Annotated in this window: 12 protein-coding genes and 7 pseudogenes; 10 read left to right on the top strand and 9 right to left on the bottom strand. The window is 56.6% G+C overall.

The features are described from left to right. Positions 1-771 precede the first annotated feature (771 nt). From RHE_RS30485 to RHE_RS30475, 3 genes are all read right to left on the bottom strand, one after another. Positions 772-1,089 carry a HesB/IscA family protein gene (locus RHE_RS30485; protein WP_004678546.1) on the bottom strand — a complete coding sequence of 106 codons (318 nt, stop codon included), beginning with the start codon at positions 1,087-1,089 and terminating at the stop codon, positions 772-774. Positions 1,090-1,617: 528 nt separating this feature from the next. Continuing rightward, positions 1,618-3,069 carry an RNA polymerase factor sigma-54 gene (gene rpoN / locus RHE_RS30480; RefSeq protein WP_011053429.1) on the bottom strand — a complete coding sequence of 484 codons (1,452 nt, stop codon included), beginning with the start codon at positions 3,067-3,069 and terminating at the stop codon, positions 1,618-1,620. Positions 3,070-3,144: 75 nt separating this feature from the next. Then, complete coding sequence (locus RHE_RS30475; RefSeq protein WP_004678566.1) at positions 3,145-3,684, bottom strand: peroxiredoxin; 540 nt, start codon at positions 3,682-3,684, stop codon at positions 3,145-3,147. Positions 3,685-4,487: 803 nt separating this feature from the next. On the opposite strand from RHE_RS30475, the pseudogene RHE_RS33995 reads away from it, so the two are divergent. Further along, positions 4,488-4,577, top strand: a pseudogene (locus RHE_RS33995) (L,D-transpeptidase); the annotation flags it as partial. Here RHE_RS33995 and RHE_RS30470 read toward each other — a convergent pair. Together RHE_RS30470 and RHE_RS33990 are read right to left on the bottom strand one after the other, a co-directional pair. Next, on the bottom strand, positions 4,567-5,283 hold the full coding sequence (locus RHE_RS30470) for a Crp/Fnr family transcriptional regulator (protein ID WP_011053428.1): 717 nt from the start codon (positions 5,281-5,283) through the stop codon (positions 4,567-4,569). The pseudogene RHE_RS33995 and the gene RHE_RS30470 sit on opposite strands and share 11 nt — an antisense overlap. 596 nt (positions 5,284-5,879) lie before the next feature. Then, positions 5,880-6,053 carry a hypothetical protein gene (locus RHE_RS33990; RefSeq protein WP_010009909.1) on the bottom strand — a complete coding sequence of 58 codons (174 nt, stop codon included), beginning with the start codon at positions 6,051-6,053 and terminating at the stop codon, positions 5,880-5,882. A gap of 306 nt (positions 6,054-6,359) precedes the next feature. Between RHE_RS33990 and RHE_RS30465 the strand changes: the two genes are divergently transcribed. From RHE_RS30465 to RHE_RS35045, 5 genes and pseudogenes are all read left to right on the top strand, one after another. Further along, a complete protein-coding gene (locus RHE_RS30465; RefSeq protein ID WP_042120111.1) occupies positions 6,360-7,538 on the top strand; it encodes a cytochrome P450 in 1,179 nt (392 codons plus the stop codon). 20 nt (positions 7,539-7,558) lie between these two features. Then, positions 7,559-7,813, top strand: a complete 255-nt coding sequence (locus tag RHE_RS30460; RefSeq protein WP_004678571.1) for a ferredoxin — start codon at positions 7,559-7,561, stop codon at positions 7,811-7,813. Between the two features lie 167 nt (positions 7,814-7,980). Next, positions 7,981-8,571 carry a nuclear transport factor 2 family protein gene (locus RHE_RS30455; protein ID WP_011053426.1) on the top strand — a complete coding sequence of 197 codons (591 nt, stop codon included), beginning with the start codon at positions 7,981-7,983 and terminating at the stop codon, positions 8,569-8,571. A 48-nt stretch (positions 8,572-8,619) separates the two neighbouring features. Then, a pseudogene (locus RHE_RS34765) lies at positions 8,620-8,966 on the top strand (SDR family oxidoreductase); the annotation flags it as partial. 455 nt (positions 8,967-9,421) lie between these two features. Then, positions 9,422-9,757, top strand: coding sequence for an RNA-binding protein (locus RHE_RS35045; protein ID WP_011053424.1), 336 nt, complete (start codon positions 9,422-9,424; stop codon positions 9,755-9,757). Between the two features lie 140 nt (positions 9,758-9,897). Here RHE_RS35045 and RHE_RS30445 read toward each other — a convergent pair. The 3 genes and pseudogenes from RHE_RS30445 to speD form a co-directional block, all read right to left on the bottom strand. After that, positions 9,898-10,185, bottom strand: a pseudogene (locus tag RHE_RS30445) (reverse transcriptase domain-containing protein); the annotation flags it as partial. A 138-nt stretch (positions 10,186-10,323) separates the two neighbouring features. Then, positions 10,324-10,421: pseudogene (locus RHE_RS35185) on the bottom strand (IS630 family transposase); the annotation flags it as partial. Between the two features lie 173 nt (positions 10,422-10,594). Continuing rightward, the gene (gene speD / locus RHE_RS34760) at positions 10,595-10,903 is read right to left on the bottom strand and encodes an adenosylmethionine decarboxylase (RefSeq protein WP_276328768.1); all 309 of its coding nucleotides are present in this window, start codon (positions 10,901-10,903) and stop codon (positions 10,595-10,597) included. Positions 10,904-11,134: 231 nt separating this feature from the next. On the opposite strand from speD, the pseudogene RHE_RS30430 reads away from it, so the two are divergent. Then, positions 11,135-12,313, top strand: a pseudogene (locus RHE_RS30430) (IS256 family transposase). Positions 12,314-12,344: 31 nt separating this feature from the next. On the opposite strand, the gene RHE_RS34755 reads toward RHE_RS30430, so the two are convergent. Continuing rightward, the gene (locus tag RHE_RS34755) at positions 12,345-12,776 is read right to left on the bottom strand and encodes a hypothetical protein (RefSeq protein WP_239789226.1); all 432 of its coding nucleotides are present in this window, start codon (positions 12,774-12,776) and stop codon (positions 12,345-12,347) included. 1,462 nt (positions 12,777-14,238) lie between these two features. On the opposite strand from RHE_RS34755, the pseudogene RHE_RS30415 reads away from it, so the two are divergent. From RHE_RS30415 to nifH, 3 genes and pseudogenes are all read left to right on the top strand, one after another. Further along, a pseudogene (locus tag RHE_RS30415) lies at positions 14,239-14,927 on the top strand (transposase). 31 nt (positions 14,928-14,958) lie between these two features. Continuing rightward, positions 14,959-15,633 (top strand): annotated as a pseudogene (locus RHE_RS30410) (IS3-like element ISRel21 family transposase); the annotation flags it as partial. A gap of 419 nt (positions 15,634-16,052) precedes the next feature. Beyond that, positions 16,053-16,946 (top strand): nitrogenase iron protein, encoded by an 894-nt coding sequence (nifH, locus tag RHE_RS30405; RefSeq protein ID WP_004675840.1) that lies wholly within the window; start codon positions 16,053-16,055, stop codon positions 16,944-16,946. The last annotated feature ends 36 nt before the right edge of the window (positions 16,947-16,982 follow it).

The raw sequence follows: 16,982 nt of genomic DNA, 5'->3' as shown, positions 1-16,982 counted from the left end.
TGGATTCGCCGCGGCTGCTTAACTAGATGGGTCGCCAGCTTAGCTTGTCGCTGAGAACTGAACTGTTGCAGGCTGCGGCGATTTTTAGACCCTGTCCTACGCGATTGCCGGCTACAACATCGATTTCGACCCTGCCAATTTCTCCAGGCCTCAGATTTCTGTTGTGACGGTCTGATCGTCCTCCTCTGCCGGAGCGAGGCTTTCGACGACCAGTACTGTATAAACCGCTGACACGTCTTCGACGGCTTGAACGAGTGTCGTCCGTCTACTGCCAGATCTAGCGAAGTGAGCGACTTGGTCATGAAATCAAGCCTCTTGACACGCACGCGTCTTCGCTCACCTTTCCTCGGCGCGGAACTGCTTGCAGAGGGAGCGTCTCCTTTGGAATCCTGGCCCGGATGCCCGCCAAAAAATTTTGCTGCCTCAGGATAATCCGTTGATGAGCAGACCTTTTTCTCCGGCAGCAAACCGCTTAAAAAGCCTGCTGTCTCCTGACGGACGGTTTGAGGCGCTTCGGCGGGCTTTAGGGTTATGAGTTCGGCCAGCGCTGGCGAGAAGGCGGTCGCTGGGTTGGAACGCAGGGACGACGGCGTCACCAGAAACGCTCCCACCGTTGGATCGACTCCAATTATCAATTCAGGCCCTCTACCGTAGGAAACTGCCGCGGTCTCGCTGAGGGGATTTTCCTGCACGCCGTCGTTCTTCGGATTGAAAAAGGAAACCATGACCTTTTCGCAATAATTCCGCATGGCTCTCTCGCTTTCTCGGTGATCAGCCGAAGGATTTGCCGCAAGTGCAGTTCTGGTGCGCATTGGGATTGTCGAAGACAAAACCGGAGGTTTCTGGTCCCGTCACGAAGTCGATCGTCATGCCGTTGATGTGTGCTTGGGAGTCTGCGTCAACGAACACCTTGACCCCATTTGTTTCGATCACCGCGTCGCCCTCGCCCTGGACGCTTTCTAGCCCCACCAGGTATTTGTAGCCGGCGCATCCACCTGCCTCGACCGCGATGCGAAAGCCTTCCGCCTGCTCGGCTCGGGAAAGCGTTACGTTCATGATGGCGGCGGCATTCTCTGTGAGCTTGATCATGGGATGATTCCTTTTTGTTCGATGGCGCATTTTCGGATTACCGTGCATGCGTCGTGCCAAGCGGTAAGGAAGGCCAAGAGTTCGATCAGCCCGCGTGTTGTATTCCTGCGTCGTCGAACATCGGAGATCTCGAAAGCGCGCCAACTCCAGAACGTCTGCCCGCGTATCTCCGTCTATCATTTTCGGTTGAGGCTCTCGTTGCCGCCGCACCGAAATCCCAGCGGTTCGGCGAAAATGAATGGGAGGCGACAACTGCTTCTAGATTTGTCGCTTGCGCGACATAAAAATTCTGCACGAGTTTCGTGATTAACCGCTTAGCCCCTAAGCGCTTGGGCTATGGAACAGACATCTAATCTTTTCTAGAACGTTAGCTTAAGCGGCCGGAACAACTTTTGAAGCTCCCGTGACGAGGCTGCGGTCGCCAGCCCATATGAAGTCGATCCTCCATGGAGAGGACTAGGCACAATGTCACATGTGCCTCAGTTCCGCGGTTTTTGGGAAAAGGGCATCACCTACGGTACAAAGGACTTATCCCTCCGCGGCCGCCAGTACAAACCGTTTCTCCCGCCGGCGTTGCGCGGACGAGGGGATGTTCATCGCCTCGCGATATTTGGCGACTGTGCGGCGAGCAATGTCGACGCCTGTTTCCTTGAGCTTGGCAACGATGCCATCGTCGGACAGCACATCATGGAGCGTCTCTGCGGCAATAAGTGCCCTTATCTGATGGCGCACAGCTTCGGCCGAGTGCGCGTCACCGCCTTGTGAGGACGGGATCGCGACGGTGAAAAAATACTTGAGCTCGAACACGCCGCGGGGCGTGAGAATGTATTTGTTCGACGTTACCCGACTTACAGTGGACTCGTGCATGTCGATCGCGTCAGCGATGGTCTTAAGATTGAGAGGGCGAAGATGAGCAATGCCATCTTCCAAAAAGACATCCTGGTGGCGCACGATTTCGGTCGCCACCTTAAGGATCGTCGTGGCGCGCTGATCGAGACTCCGAACCAACCAGCTCGCGCTCTGGAAGCATTCGTTGAGGAATGACTGATCTTTCGAGCTTTGGGCGGTTAGGCGAGTAACTTGCGCAAAATAGGTTTGGTTGATCAGTACCTTGGGCAAAATCTCCCGATTAAGCTCGACGTGCCATCCGCCTCCCGGCGAGGGTAGGACGAAGACGTCGGGTATGATGGATTCCGACCTTGCGGACTGGAACTGGTTTCCAGGCTTTGGGTCAAGTGCACGAATTTCGTTCAACATATCGAGAAGGTCGTCTTCATCGACCCGGCAACGTCGCTTCAGTGCTCGAAAATCGCGTCGCGCAAGCAACTCGAGATTTGCGACCAGAGCTGCCATGGCCGGGTCGAACCGGTCTCGTTGGCGCAACTGAATCTCGAGGCATTCGCCCAGACTTCGCGCAAATATGCCCGGCGGGTCAAATAGCTGCAAAGCCTCAAGAACCCGCTTCACTCCAGCCTCAGGGCTATTTAGCCTCTCTGCTAGCTCCAGAAGGTTCACTTGCAGATACCCAGTGTCATCCAGATGGTCGGCAAGCGCGCCAGCAATCAGCCGCTCCTGGGGTGTGAAGGCAGTGAGGGCGATCTGATGGGCGACATGTTCGTGCAATGTCTCAGTTGAGGCGGCGAACTCATCCAGGGAAGGCCTTTCCCCCGGCGAAAGGTTGCCTGTGTCACGGATTGATTTCCAGGGACTAGACAGCTCAGGCATGTCCGTCCTGGCCGGTCCATCAACGTGGTCTTCGCGTGCGCTGATATTTGGATCATCCGCCGCAGTTGGCGATACGCCAGAAGCCCCGCCGTCATTCGACGCCAGGTCGAGAAATGGGTTCTTCTCGATTTCCTGTTCCACGAACTGATTCAGTTCGGTGTGCGCCAGCTGCAGCAAGCGAATAGACGCGATGAGCTGGGGCGTAATAACCAGCGATTGCTGCTGACGCTGATGAAGGCTTGTAAAGGACTTCATGGTTCGAGCAAAACTCCTATCGTTCGGCGCAGGTGTGCACGACAAGTCGTAGCTGCTGGTCGTTGGCTTCAATGCTCATACGAAGGCTGGGGCCTTAAGGCATTTCAAAATGTTTTGCGGCGAAGAAACGCCATACGGATCGGTTGCGCAGTTGTCGCCAAAGCCTTCTTCCTCGAACCACCCCTCCACGACGCCATTATTGATCACGGCAGCGTAGCGCCAGGAGCGCAGACCGAAACCGAGATTGTCCTTGGCGACGAGCATACCCATTTTCCGAGTGAATTCTCCCGAACCGTCCGGGATAAGCTTGACATTTTTCAACCCCTGAGACTTGCCCCAAGCATTCATGACGAAGGCATCGTTGACGGAGAGACAGTAGATGTCGTCAATGCCATTCTTCTTAAACTCGACATAAAGACTTTCGAAATCAGGCAGTTGGAAGGTGGAGCAGATTGGCGTGAAGGCGCCCGGCAGCGAAAAAAGGATTACCCGCTTACCGCTGAAATAGTCGTCGGTCGTCTTGTCTTCCCAGCGGTAGGGGTTGGGACCGGATATAGACTCGTCGCGAACCCGCGTGCGAAAGGTGACAATAGGGACCTGCTTTTCCATGGTCATCAATGAAGCTCCTCTAGGAAAATTTATTTGCGGCCTCTCAGTCACGGCTAACACGAATCCGACCTCGGCCCACACGCCAGGGCAAGCAAGCGTCATGCCATTTGGCCTGAAGGAGATGGACTTGCGGTCAGCACAGGGCCTTCGTCGCCGCACTCGTGCGCTGCTCGTGCGGGCGAGCGAATTGTGAAGCCGTTGTGCCGCGCTGACGGCCGGGCGCTGTTTCGGCTACTTCCGACCGCATCTCGATCAAGGTTTCTCTGCCGCCTTTTAGAACCTTAGCATACTGCCCGCCAGTCCGGTCGCGGCGGGAAGGCGCGGGTCACGGGGTTTGAGGTTCTGCTCGTGCGTATGTCTACCCGCGCACGTTTTCTTGTTTGAAACTGCACAAGAAAGTTTGAGGTCCGACAAAAAGGGGGCGCCAGGCTCGGACCGCGCATCGAAAAATGGTGAAACGCAAACGGCTCCGATAATTTCGTCACAGAAGACGACGATGGCGGATATCCGCAGGTTGGGGGCGTGAAGAGCTCGCAGCCGCCAATATCGATCGGCTGATGCCGACCGGCACCCGGGTCGCGCTATGTAGCCTTTGGCCTACGAGCATTTGTTGCTCGGCTGACGTCGCCGCGGAGCTGATATTTTGTTCCTCTCACCGCTCACCGCTCAGCTCGCTGGCGACCTGCTGGGCGCCCGGCGCCGATGGCGACGCCACCCACCTGCCCGGCGGCTATCCCGAGCTGCAAGCCGGCGGCTCCGGGACTAGAAGTTTTCTCGCCCGGAATGCTCGATGTGGTAGCGCCCGGCACGTCCGTCTGCATCCCGACAATGCCGCCTAGTTCTTTACGCTGGCGCGCCAGGCTGGCCTTTCCAATACGCGGGTGGTAATTACCCGCTGATTTTCTTTGCGAGCGCATCCATGTCGGGCACGGTGATATGCCGGATGTTCTCGATGCGGATGACGCCCTCTTTGCGAAGCCGGGTCAACTGGCGGCTGACGGTTTCGATCGTCAGCCCGAGAAAGTCGGCAATCTCGGCACGCGATAGCGGCAGATCGAAGGCAGTGCTCGTCGCCGTCTCGGCGTGGGCGGTAATGAGGTGGAGCAGGCTTGCGACCTTCTCCTCGGCGGTCCGCCGGCCGAGCGTCAGCATCCATTCGCGCGCGGCATCCAGCTCGTTCAGCGCCTGAGCGTGCAGGCTACGCTGCAATTCCCTAGTCTCCAATATCATGCGTTCGAGCAAATTGCGGGGGAACACGCAGATCTCCGCATCGGTCGCGGCCTCGGCCGACAGCGTGCTTTCGCGCACGAAGGGGCGGCCGACGAAATCGGGGGCGAATTGCAGGCCAACGATCTGCTGGCGCCCGTCCGACATCACCTTGCAGAGCTTCACCACGCCGCGCGTGATGTTCGAATAGAAAGAGTTTTCCGATCCTTGTGCAATGATCTCGCAGCCTGCGTCGACCTTGCGGCGCAGCGAGTGGCGGCCAAGTTCGCTAAGCTGGCCAGCCGACAAGGCGCCGCAAACGACGCCGTGCCGCGCCTGGCAGGAACGGCAAGCGACGGAAGTGCCAATCACGAGAACCTCACTGCGTGCGACGTCCATGTCCTGATCCCTTCGAAAACCGCCTATGCCGGACATGCCCGAGACGACCACGCGGCCGTTGCGACTTCGGCTATCCCTATTTCTTCCAGCGCGTCTTTGATGGCTATCAATTTCATCGGGATTGCGATTTGATCCAGATCAAATCTCCGTACCCACGCTCTTGCCGTGCCAGGCAGGGCAGTTTGTGGATTTGTTTCGGACGGCATTTTCGGCCCGCCGCTTGAGCGGGCTTTCTGCGGCCATCGCCTTCCGTCTCGGCGGACGGTAGGCCACCATACCCATTGCTGTCAGGCAACACCCAATCGGCAGATTGCCGCCGACTCTTAGGGTGGTGTCGTCGGGCTGGTAGAACTGACATTCAGGACAAAGGAGTAGCACGCTTCGAGCTGTTCCCGGAATTCCGCCGCTAGCTCGATGCCACAATTCAAAGCTACCCACCCTCAAGCTATCCCACTGCATCGCAGTACATCAGGACATTCGTTACTCGTCGCGCTGTCTCTGGCCCCCGGCTGTGGTGGCTGGAAAAAAGTCGCACCTGAATAGATGGCATCCGGCACCTGATGTCGGGTTTTGTTAGATACGCGACACGGCCTTGATCAGCCAATCTTTAGTTCTGCCTTGAGCCAAAGCGCTGAAAGGCAATTGAAAAATTTCTTTCCGGCCAAATCAATCAAATTGGCATGAACTTTGAAGTTCTTCTTGCGGGGCGGCAAGGACTGTCGGCCGGTTTCTTTGGTGACCGCCATGGAGCGGAGGAAATCAAAATGCATCTGTGCTCAGAACGCATTTACCGGAAGAGAGGTACCCGTGAAAATCCGATGTCGACCGGAAGGGCGGGCGAGGCATCCAAGAAATTTCGACTTCGGCCAACAAAGCAGCGTGGATTTCGAGCCGCACGGCGATCTGATCGCTGCATCGCATGTCATTGGCGCCTCGCGCTGCTGAGATTGGAAATCTGGCGCTCAACGATTTTGCTCGCTCCCTCTCCGAGGAGAATTCGTTCTCGGCGAAGGGGCTTTGATGACAGGAGAAAAGCAGTGGCTACCATTAGGGTTCCAGAACATGTCCCTCCCGAAATGGTGAAGGACTTCAGCCTGTTCACGTCGCCCGGCATGGAGCGCATGCCAAATGGGGATCCGCACGCAGCTGTCGCTTGCCTCCATAATGGACCGAGAATCTTTTATTCTCCCTGCAATACGCGCGATGGCCGAGGTACCTGGGTCATCGTTCGCGCTCAGGACCAACGCAAATTGCTGCAGGACACCGGAACCTTTTCCAGCCATCGGAGCCTTTTCGCCTCGGCGCTTGGCGAAAACTGGCCGCTGATCCCGCTTGAACTCGACCCCCCGGCTCACAGCGTGTTTCGCTCACTTCTCAATCCGCTGCTTTCGCCCAGGCGGATAATGGAGCTTGAACCGGCGGTCCGTGATCGGGCGATTGCGTTGATTTCCAAGATTTCCGCGTCGAGCACAAGCTGCGACATCTTGACGGACTTCGCCTTTCCTTTTGCGGTTAGTATCTTCCTCCGTTTGCTCGGCTTATCCGATGAGCGCCTCAATACATTCGTGGGCTGGGGGAAGGACCTGCTCCACGGCGACGGCATCAGACGAACCGCAGCCGCCCGAACAATTTTGGCGTTCATCGATGAACTTGCAGCGATGCGCCGCAAAGAACCGGCCGACGATTTCATGACCTTCGTCGTGCAGGCAAAGGTCGACGGCCGCCTGTTGAGAGACCAGGAAATCCATGGAATAGGCGTGCTTCTATTCGTCGCGGGACTGGACACCGTGGCAACGGCGATCGGCTTTGACCTGGCCTATCTCGCGCGCAATCCGACAGAACAGGAATTGCTGCGGAGCAAACCGGATCGAATTGTGCTCGCAGCCGAAGAACTGCTTCGCGCCTATTCGACCGTGCAGATGATCCGTGTGGCGACGAAAGATATCAATTTCGAAGGCGCGCCGATCCGTAAGGGTGACTACATTTCCTGCGCCACGATGATTGCCAATCGTGATCCGGTGGAATTCGAAAATCCGAACACGATCGATTTGGCACGAGAAGACAATCGCCACACCGCTTTTGCGTACGGTCCCCATCGCTGTCTTGGATCACACCTTGCCCGGCGAGAGATCATCATCGGCCTGGAGGAGTGGCTGTCGCGCATCCCTGACTTCCGTATCAAGGATGGTACGGCGCCCATCACCTATGGGGGCCACGTGTTTGGAATGGAGAATCTGATCCTGGACTGGTCCTGATAATTGAGAGGAGGAAAGACATGGAGTACCGTATGCGCGTCATAGTGCACACTTCCAAATGCCAAGGTCATGCAAGATGCTGGGCCCAAGCGCCCGAAATATTCAATCTTGACGACGAGGGATACATACTGCCCGGTGCAATCGATGTCGAGGAGAGGGACGAACTGTTCGCGTCGCGAGGCGCTCGATCCTGCCCTGAACGTGCGCTGGAGATAGATTGCGTTTCGGATGCGTTGCTCGATCGCCTTTTGTTCAACCAACATTGTGGGGGTTGAAACGCAACGCAACTGGTGCATGACGGCGCCGTCGCTGTCCAAACACCTTACCCGCAGCTCTCCCATTGGTGTCTACTTCTAAGGGCAGTTGTTTACATGCATGCCTAAGCAGAGGGAGGGTTTTTCCTTACGTCAGCCGAGCAGTTGAAAGCTGGCTGCGTCACTGGATGGGTAAGCGCCCCGATATCAGATGTGCGACAAGCGATGAAACACAAAAAAAAATTACCGAATTGCTCGACCGCGAGGCGCTCCGCGACTGCCTCTATCGGTATTGCCGCGGGATAGACCGCGCCGATGAAAGGGCGCTGCGCAGTTCCTACTGGCCCGATGCACGTGACAATCACGGGACCTATCCCGGTTCGGCCGAGGGCTTCATCGAGTTCGCCCTTGGTGTCTTCAAGACGGGACCGCGCAACATCCATCAAATCACGAACATTCTGATTGAGTTCAGCAGCCCGGAAAAAGCCGCCGTCGAAAGTTACTTCGCCGCACTGCAACGCGCACCGGACAAGGCCGGAACGCTAAGTCAGGCCCTGATCTGCGGCCGCTATTGCGATCTGTTCCTGAAAAAGGGAGGGGATTGGAGAATTGCCGAACGGACGGTGGTCTATGATCTAGTCGAGGAGCAGATCTTGGCCGCGGCATCCGAGACTGAGCAGTTCGGCCACCGGCAGCCGATCGGAGCATCATGTCCCGATGACCCCGTCTACGCATTTAGGAAGACTGCATTCCTTCAAGAGGATGAAAGTGAGACTTGATCGATCAGGATTCAGCCTCGAGATCGTCAACGTTGGTCAGGGAACTTTTACGTGCGCATGCCGATGGTTTCGGAACTTGAACGCGCGGGCAAGATAGACCTCACCGCGGTGCGCAGCCGGGTGCCAATGGGTCGCGTGGCGCGTCCAGACGAAATTGCCCGAGCGGTGCGCTTTCTCGCCAGCGCGCAAGCGTCACCGGGTCTGTGGTGACCGTCGACGGTGGCTGGAGATCGTTTAATAACCGGGGTAGGCGCACCCGCCATGCCCGGGACGCCACGAGCCGAACTCTTCCCTCCTGCCGAGCACTCCACCGCGCGAATTGCGCTTGTCATGGCGGGGCGGACTGCATAGGCGCTGCCGTTGTGCGCCGCTTTGCGGAAAACGGCGACGCGCTTACCAGAACACTGCCGGAGCTGCTCGGAGTTTTCTCCCTCGTCTGCGGTTGATTGGCGCGCATGCGGCGCTGCCGATTTGTTGAAACGCGACGCGATATTGTTCGGGCGCTGTTGATGCAGTTGCATTTAGGCTCCGAGCAAATAGGAAAACTTTTCCTAGGCTCTTTTTGCAGCTGGCACGATTTTTGGATCTACCACATGCCGAGAGATTGGAGTTTTGTTTATCAGCAATGGGCGCCGAGTCGACCGTAATGGTGAAGTGGGGCTTCATACGACCGTATGGGCCTCCCGAAGCCGCCTTATACTTCTTGACAAGCTGGAAAATCGCCAGCGATGGGTTGGGCCAAATGAAAGGCTCGAAGAGGAGGAAAAGAGCATGAACGGCGTTATGTTTCGGACCGTCCACCGCGGTTCTGCCATTGGCGAAGAAGACGTCAAACTGCAACAAGGGCGACGTGTGTCTGTCCCGGCTGCAAATTCAGGTGCGATGTCGCCCCTCGTACCGAGTGAGGTCGCTCGTGCACTACTTTAAGCCGTTATTAAAGCGTTCTCATCAGGTGTTTGTAGCCGACGACGGGAGTATCTGGATCGGGAAGGAATCCCAGAAATCAAGAAAGATCATCCAATCTCCTCCGCCTTGGGTCGCCGGTTTGGTTTCGAAACTGGACGGCGAGTATACACTACCAAGGATACTGAGCGAGCTTAAATCAGAACGGTATGACGTCACCAAATGCGACGTTCACGATTTCGTCTCTGCCCTTGCTAGCTGTGGCCTCATTGAAGAGAGCTGAGCCACTTAAGTTGGAGACTGGGGTCAATCGGGCAATGGTTGCCCCATGTCCGGCCGCGGCGTTGGAACTGGCTAAAAGGGTTTCTCATCAAGGGCGATCACGCAACGAGCGTTCGACGACAAAATGGGGTTTCGATGAAAGAGATCATGCGGAAGATTGTCGAACAGCCCTTTGATGTCGAATTCCAGAACCCAATCGTACTTCCAGCACCGCTGACGCGTTACCCCAACGGCATCCAAAGCCGACTTCATCGGCCTGTAGCCATAGGAGTCTCGCAAGAAGAGCGGCCCTAAATCCGGCTCAATCATCTGCTTGACCACCATCTGCGCGATCCGATCACTGACCGTCGGCACACCCAAAACCCTTTCGCCTCCGGTCTTCTTTGGAATGGAGACGACGCGCACCGGCGGCGGAAAGTAAGCCCCAGCCACCACGGCTCTTTATCGCAGCAGTTCGGACTGGTTTGAGACCCGCTCCTGAAAGCCGATCCCGGAGGGCCATCCTCCATCATTCACGCAGCTTCACGTTACGGGGTTAGCTCATACTGAACTCCTTCCGTGCCTCTGCAGCACACTTTCGTCGATGAAGATCAGCTGTTCTGGATCGAGATCAGTTGGCCGTCGAACCAGACACGCCGGCGCTTTAGGACATCCGGCTGGTTCCGCAAAGCCAATTTTTTCGCCGATACCAAGCTCGACGAATACCTCAAAGCCCTTTTCTGTGTAGTACGGCACTTCATTCGGCACGATCATAGTGCGGAATTCAGAAGGGTATTTTTCGCGCACGAAAACGATTTGTCTAGACATGTTCCGCCTCGATTTCGGAGAATACTTTCGGTTAAAGCGCTTCCACAATATTTGGATGCGTTATTCTTGTTCCAAGAAGACGCTTGTGCTCGCTAATATGGATCCGGGATGGACGAAATACGTCGCGCAACGCGGTGATACTCGCGTACGGGTCTAGCGAACCACAAAAAAATACGTCTATCGCGACCATGCGTTCTTCGTGCCAGGTATTTACGCAAATGTGCGATTCAGCGAGAATTGCGAAGCCCGTGACGCCCCCATCTTCGCTATATTTTCTATAACTCGATTCCAACATCGTTGCGCGGCAGTCATGAACGGCTTGCGCTACCGCCGCCTCAATCGCTTCAGCATTTCAGGTATTTTCTGCATCCCACATATCGATAAAGAGATGGGTTCCGGCGCATACTCGGTCTGAGCTAGGGTAATTTATTCCGCCTTTAGGCGCTCCGTTCAGCATATATATGCTCCGCTTCTTGATCGTGTCCAATGGAGTGGTGTAGCTGGATTTCCTAGCCATCGGTGATTTCCGGTAGGGTCGGGTTGCTTAGAGCCAACCTGAGGGACACCACCGATGACCGACGACATGATGAACCTGCGCTCACTCGTTGAGAAGAGCGCCGATGCCGATTTGCTGCGCGAGATGATCGGCTTTACTGCCGAGAAGCTGATGGCGCTGGAGGTCGGCACGAAGACCGGCGCGGGCTATGGCGAGAAGAATGGCTTCCGACTGGCCCAGCGTAACGGCTATCGCGACCGGGATTGGGAGACACGGGCGGGCACCGTCGAGCTGCGCATTCCCAAGCTTCGCACAGGCAGCTATTTCCCGAGCTTTCTCGAACCACGCCGGATGGCCGAGAAGGCCCTGACGGCGGTCATCGAAGAAGCCTATATCCATGGCGTTTCGACCCGATCCGTCGATGACCTCGTCAAGGCCATGGGCATGAGCGGCATCTCCAAAAGCCAGGTATCCCGGCTGTGCGAAGAAATCGATGAGAAGGTGAAGGTCTTCCTCGACAGGCCCATCGAAGGAGAATGGCCCTACCTGTGGATCGATGCGACCTCCCTCAAGGTTCGGCGCGGTGGTCGTATTGTCTCCGTCGCCGTAATCATCGCCGTCGGCGTCAACACCGACGGTCGACGCGAGGTGCTCGGCACGTCCGAGGCCGAGGCGACCTGGACGGAGTTTCTTCGAAAGCTGACCAGGCGGGTCTGCGTGGCGTGAAGCTCGTTGTCTCCGATGCGCATGAGGGCATCAAGGCCGCAGTATCGAAGGTGCTCTCCGCCACCTGGCAGCGCTGCAGGGTCCACTTCATGCGCAATGCCTTGGCCCATGCTGGAAAGAGCGGACGCCGAGTTTTCTCCGCCTTCATTGCCACGGCCTTCGCTCAGGACACGCCGGAGGCGGCAAGCACTCAGTGGCGCAACGTCGCCGACCAGATCAGGCCAAAGGTACCGAAGCTCACCAGTCTTATGGACAGCGCCGAGCAAGACGTGCTCGCCTACATGTCCCAAGCAGCATTGGGCCAAACTTCACTCGACCAACCCGATTGAGCGATTGAACGGCGAGATCAAGCGGCGGACAGAGGTCGTCGGCATCTTCCCCAACGACGACGCCATCGTGCGCCTGGTCGGTGCGCTGCTGCTCGAACAGAACGATGAATGGGCCGTCCAGCGATCCCGCTACATGACACTTGAGACAATCGCCACAATGAGCGATGATCCCCTCATCAGCCTGCCAGCAGCAAGCTGACACTCATCCGGCTGGGATGAGCCGTGGTCGTCTAAGCTACACCACGTCCTGGGACATGATCCGCTTCTTGCTTTTGCATTGGGTGTGCAGGCGGCATAGCCATGATCTCCTTGGTGGCTTGGAGAATATCCTTTACGGAGGCTTCGTCTGGGCTTGTACCGCCGGCAATTGGATAGATTTCAGAGGATTCGCCAAAATTCCTTAACAACGACAGCATGGGACCGGGCGACACCGCCCAATCCAAATAGGTATATTCATTCCCCTGAACCGTGTTTCTCAAAGGGTGTTGGACGGCCCAGTTCATGCTGATTGTGATCAGAGAGCCCGTTTTCCGCCAGCATTCTAAGGCCGAAAACAATTGCTGCCTTTCAGCAGCTCCCTCGCCCATACCAAATAGGAGGGATACCCCAACCTTGATTCCGGCTTCGGACAAGATCTCAACTGCTTTGTCCGCGCGTTCCATCCACGAACCCTTCTTGGTGGCGATGTTCTTGTGAAGACCTCCAACAAGTTCTGGGCGCGGTGTCTCGACCCCGATGAAAAGATATCCAGGCCCATGCGGCCTAGTCTTCGTGCAAGGGCTGGGTTATTGACAATTTGGTCAATGGTCGCTTGTCCGCCAAGCCGCACAGGATTTTCGAGTGGGTCGAATACCTTTTCAAACTGGGCTACGAGGGCCGAATTCCATCCAAGAAGAGTTGAGTCTTCAATGAACGCCGAGACAGGAAAGTTTTCGCCGTAATCTGCCTTGACTACGCGGCGGGCTGCTGCGAGTTGGCCGCATAACCGGTGGGGGCTTATCTTGAACTGTCGAGGAGGCCCGCCAACGCTGATCCTCTCACTGCAGAAGATACAATCATAGATACATCCACGCCCGATGTCGCTGAAGACGTGCGCGGTAGGCGCGCCACCAAACACGTCAAAGCTAGTTGTAACTCCGAACATTTCGGCTGGGGATGGCATCCCATTATAATCGAGCGGCATGCCCGAAGAGCACACAGTGTGGACCTGATCGTCCATGATTGTGCCGGCGATCCAGTGCCCCGGGGTGGTCGTCAGGTGGCCCAATGAGAATTTCGCCTCCCTTGGCGAAAAACCTCTTGCTTCCAAGGAAGCGACGACGCACCCAATTTCCGCGATAAAGTGTTCACCATCTCCGGAGAGCGCGATGTCGAAACAGCTGGAAACTTTTCCGTCAGCAATTAGCCGCAGAGGGGACGCTAGATGATGTCTTACACGATTTTCGTCATCCCGATATATTGTTTCGGTGGCGTGGCGACCGCCAAGAACGATACAAACGTCATCGCCTAGAAACTCTCTGATGTATTTCGCTGTCTCAATCGCACCACGGAAGCATATCGACATCGCTCCTATGAGAACTAAATTGGGCCGGACCCGGACTAATAGCGGCGTTAGCCTTCGCTGCACATCGTCCCTGTCAGATAGCAGAAGCGTTGATTGTCGCCTGTCACTCCTGGTGCCGCGCCAATTGCTTTCGCCCCATGCACCTTCCGCCTTGGATGCCAGTGACGCAGCATATCTGCAGGCATTGTAGAGGCTTGCCGGATCGGCGCTTGATAATGCCATTTCGCCCGCCTCGCCGTGAGAAAACTGGGGAGCAGAACACGCGATTACACGTAAGCCCACGGGCTTCCTCCACTATCTGTAATATTTTTTGAAATGATTCGGGCGGTTAAGCGATCTTTTCTCCGGTATTAGACTCGGTCGTATCCGATGGCATAAGTATTGATACAACAAATAGGGCTCGTATAACCGCGAAGCACGCAGAATACACCAAGTGGTAATGCCCGGTATATTTGATAATCCGTCCTCCGCCGAAATTGCCTAAGAGCCCGATTTAAAAGAAGTTGAGCGATAACAGTCAGTTGTGATTCCCTATTGGTGCTAAATCAAATGGGGTTTCGATGAGCTGGACTGCTATCGCTCGCCGTGAGCATAACCGAGACGTGCTTCGTTTTCCAAGTGATTTGAAGGACCGGGAATGGGCGTTGATCAAACCGCTGATCTCGCCAGCGCGTCGTGGCGGGCGGCGTCGGACGACGAATATGCGCTCGGTCGTGGAGGCGATCCTCTATATCGCCTCGAGCGGCTGCCAATGGCGCATGCTGCCGGGCGATTTTCCGCCGGTTTCGACAGTGCGCGGTTATTTTTATGCTTGGCGCGCGATCGGACTGTGGCAGAGCATCAACCAGCTTCTGGTGATGGCGGCGCGGGAAATCGAGGGACGGGAGGCGCAACCGACGGCAGGGATTATCGACAGCCAAAGCGTAGCGACGGCGCACCCCATGTCCTCAAGGCGATCCGCCGCCGTTTTCCGTGGCTGCGCCACATCTTCGCCGATGGTGGCTACGCCGGAGCCAAGTTGAGGCGAGCAATGTGCGGCCATGGTGACTGGACGATCGAAATGGTCAAGCGTTCGGATCACGCCAAGGGCTTCGTCGTCCTGCCCAAGAGATGGGTGGTGGAAAGAACTTTCGCCTGGCTTGGACGCTGCCGCCGTCTCGCCAAGGATTGGGAGAAATCGATCGAAAGCGCAACCGCATGGGCGCAAATCGCTTCAATCAGAATGCTCACAAGGCGCATCGCAAGATAGGATATACGAATGAACTTTTGAATCGGGCTCTGAGACGCGGGTGCGCTACGGCTATCGCCGCGTGCATGTGCTGTTGGAACGCGAGGGTTGGGGCACCAACATCAAGCGAACCTACCGCATTTACAGGGACTTGGGGCTACAGTTGCGGAACAAGACACCGAAGCGGGGGGTAAAAGCCAAGCTTCGCGAGGATCGGCACATGGCCGTCGGACCCAACGACGTCTGGGCGATGGACTTCGTTCACGACCAACTCGCAACGGGTAAGAAACTGCGCGTGCTGACGGTGGTCGACACCTTCTCGCGCTACGTGCCGGTGCTTGATCCACGTCATAGCTATAGAGGCGAAGACGTTGTGCAAACCCTTGAACGGGTGTGCCAAAAAGCCGGCTATCCGAAAACGATCCGTGTCGACCAAGGGACCGAGTTCGTGTCGCGCGACTTGGACCTGTGGGCCTATTCCAAGGGTGTGACGTTGGACTTCTCACGCCCCGGCAAGCCGACTGATAATGCTTTCATCGAAGCGTTCAATGGCCGCTTCCGTGCAGAATGCCTGAACCAGCATTGGTTCCTGACCCTTGCGGATGCCCGCGAAAAGATGGAGGATTGGCGTAGATACTACAATGAGGAAAGACCTCATGGTGCGATCGGCAACAAGGTGCCGATCTCGTTGGTGAATTCGGGAGGCGCAACCAGCCCGCCTCCCTGAATGAAGCCGGAAAACTCTAGCATCCGGTGGTCCAACGTTTGGGAGCGTTTCAAGACCGCCGAGGCTCTAATCGCCGTCAGTGGCAGGTCAGGATCGAAAGCTTCAACATTTTTCGATTGGGAGCTGGGTGCGATTGTCTCCAGTTTTCGGATCCGTTGTCCTGCTGATAGTCGCGGTCGACCTAGCGGTGCAAGTGATGCCATCACGACACCGTCTGTCGGCTTTGTCTGATCGGCGACATTAGGTTTGTTTGGCAGTTTCCTGTGGTGGTTCGGAGTAACTTTCTGAAACCCAACAAAAGGATCTTTCCTTTGGCTCGATCGGCCCACATGGCACGGGTTTTGAAGATTGCCATGCGAGGCGGCGCGAGCTGCCTGCCTTTTACTCAGCGATGGATGGAACGAAAGAAGGAAGGCGATATGTCAGATTTGCGTCAAATCGCATTTTACGGCAAAGGGGGGATCGGCAAGTCCACCACCTCCCAAAATACGCTCGCAGCGCTTGTCGACCTCGGGCAGAAGATCCTGATCGTCGGATGCGACCCGAAAGCCGACTCCACCCGGCTGATCCTGAACGCCAAAGCACAGGACACGGTTCTGCATCTGGCAGCGCAGGAAGGTTCGGTGGAAGACCTTGAGCTCGAGGACGTGCTCAAGGCCGGCTACAAAGGCATCAAGTGCGTGGAGTCCGGCGGTCCGGAACCGGGCGTCGGCTGCGCCGGGCGCGGCGTCATCACCTCGATCAATTTCCTTGAAGAGAACGGTGCATATGACGATGTCGACTACGTCTCCTATGACGTGCTCGGCGATGTGGTGTGCGGTGGCTTTGCGATGCCGATCCGTGAGAACAAGGCCCAGGAGATCTACATCGTGATGTCCGGCGAGATGATGGCGCTCTATGCCGCCAACAACATCGCCAAGGGCATCCTGAAATATGCCCATTCCGGCGGCGTGCGGCTCGGCGGCCTGATCTGTAACGAGCGCCAGACGGACCGCGAGCTCGACCTCTCCGAGGCGCTGGCTGCCAGGCTCAATTCCAAGCTCATCCACTTTGTGCCGCGTGACAACATCGTCCAGCACGCCGAGCTCAGGAAGATGACGGTGATCCAGTACGCGCCGGACTCCAAGCAGGCCGGGGAATATCGGGCGCTAGCCGAGAAGATCCATGCCAATTCGGGCCAAGGGACCATTCCGACCCCGATTACCATGGAAGAGCTCGAAGACATGCTGCTCGACTTCGGCATCATGAAGAGCGACGAGCAGATGCTGGCCGAACTACAGGCCAAGGAGTCAGCGGTGGTTGCGGCTCAATAACTGCCGCTGTCGACAGGACGCGCTGGCCCTTGCGCC

The organism is Rhizobium etli CFN 42, from assembly GCF_000092045.1.
In the GTDB taxonomy this organism is placed as follows: Bacteria; Pseudomonadota; Alphaproteobacteria; order Rhizobiales; family Rhizobiaceae; genus Rhizobium; species Rhizobium etli.
This window is presented reverse-complemented; position numbering and strand designations above follow the sequence as displayed.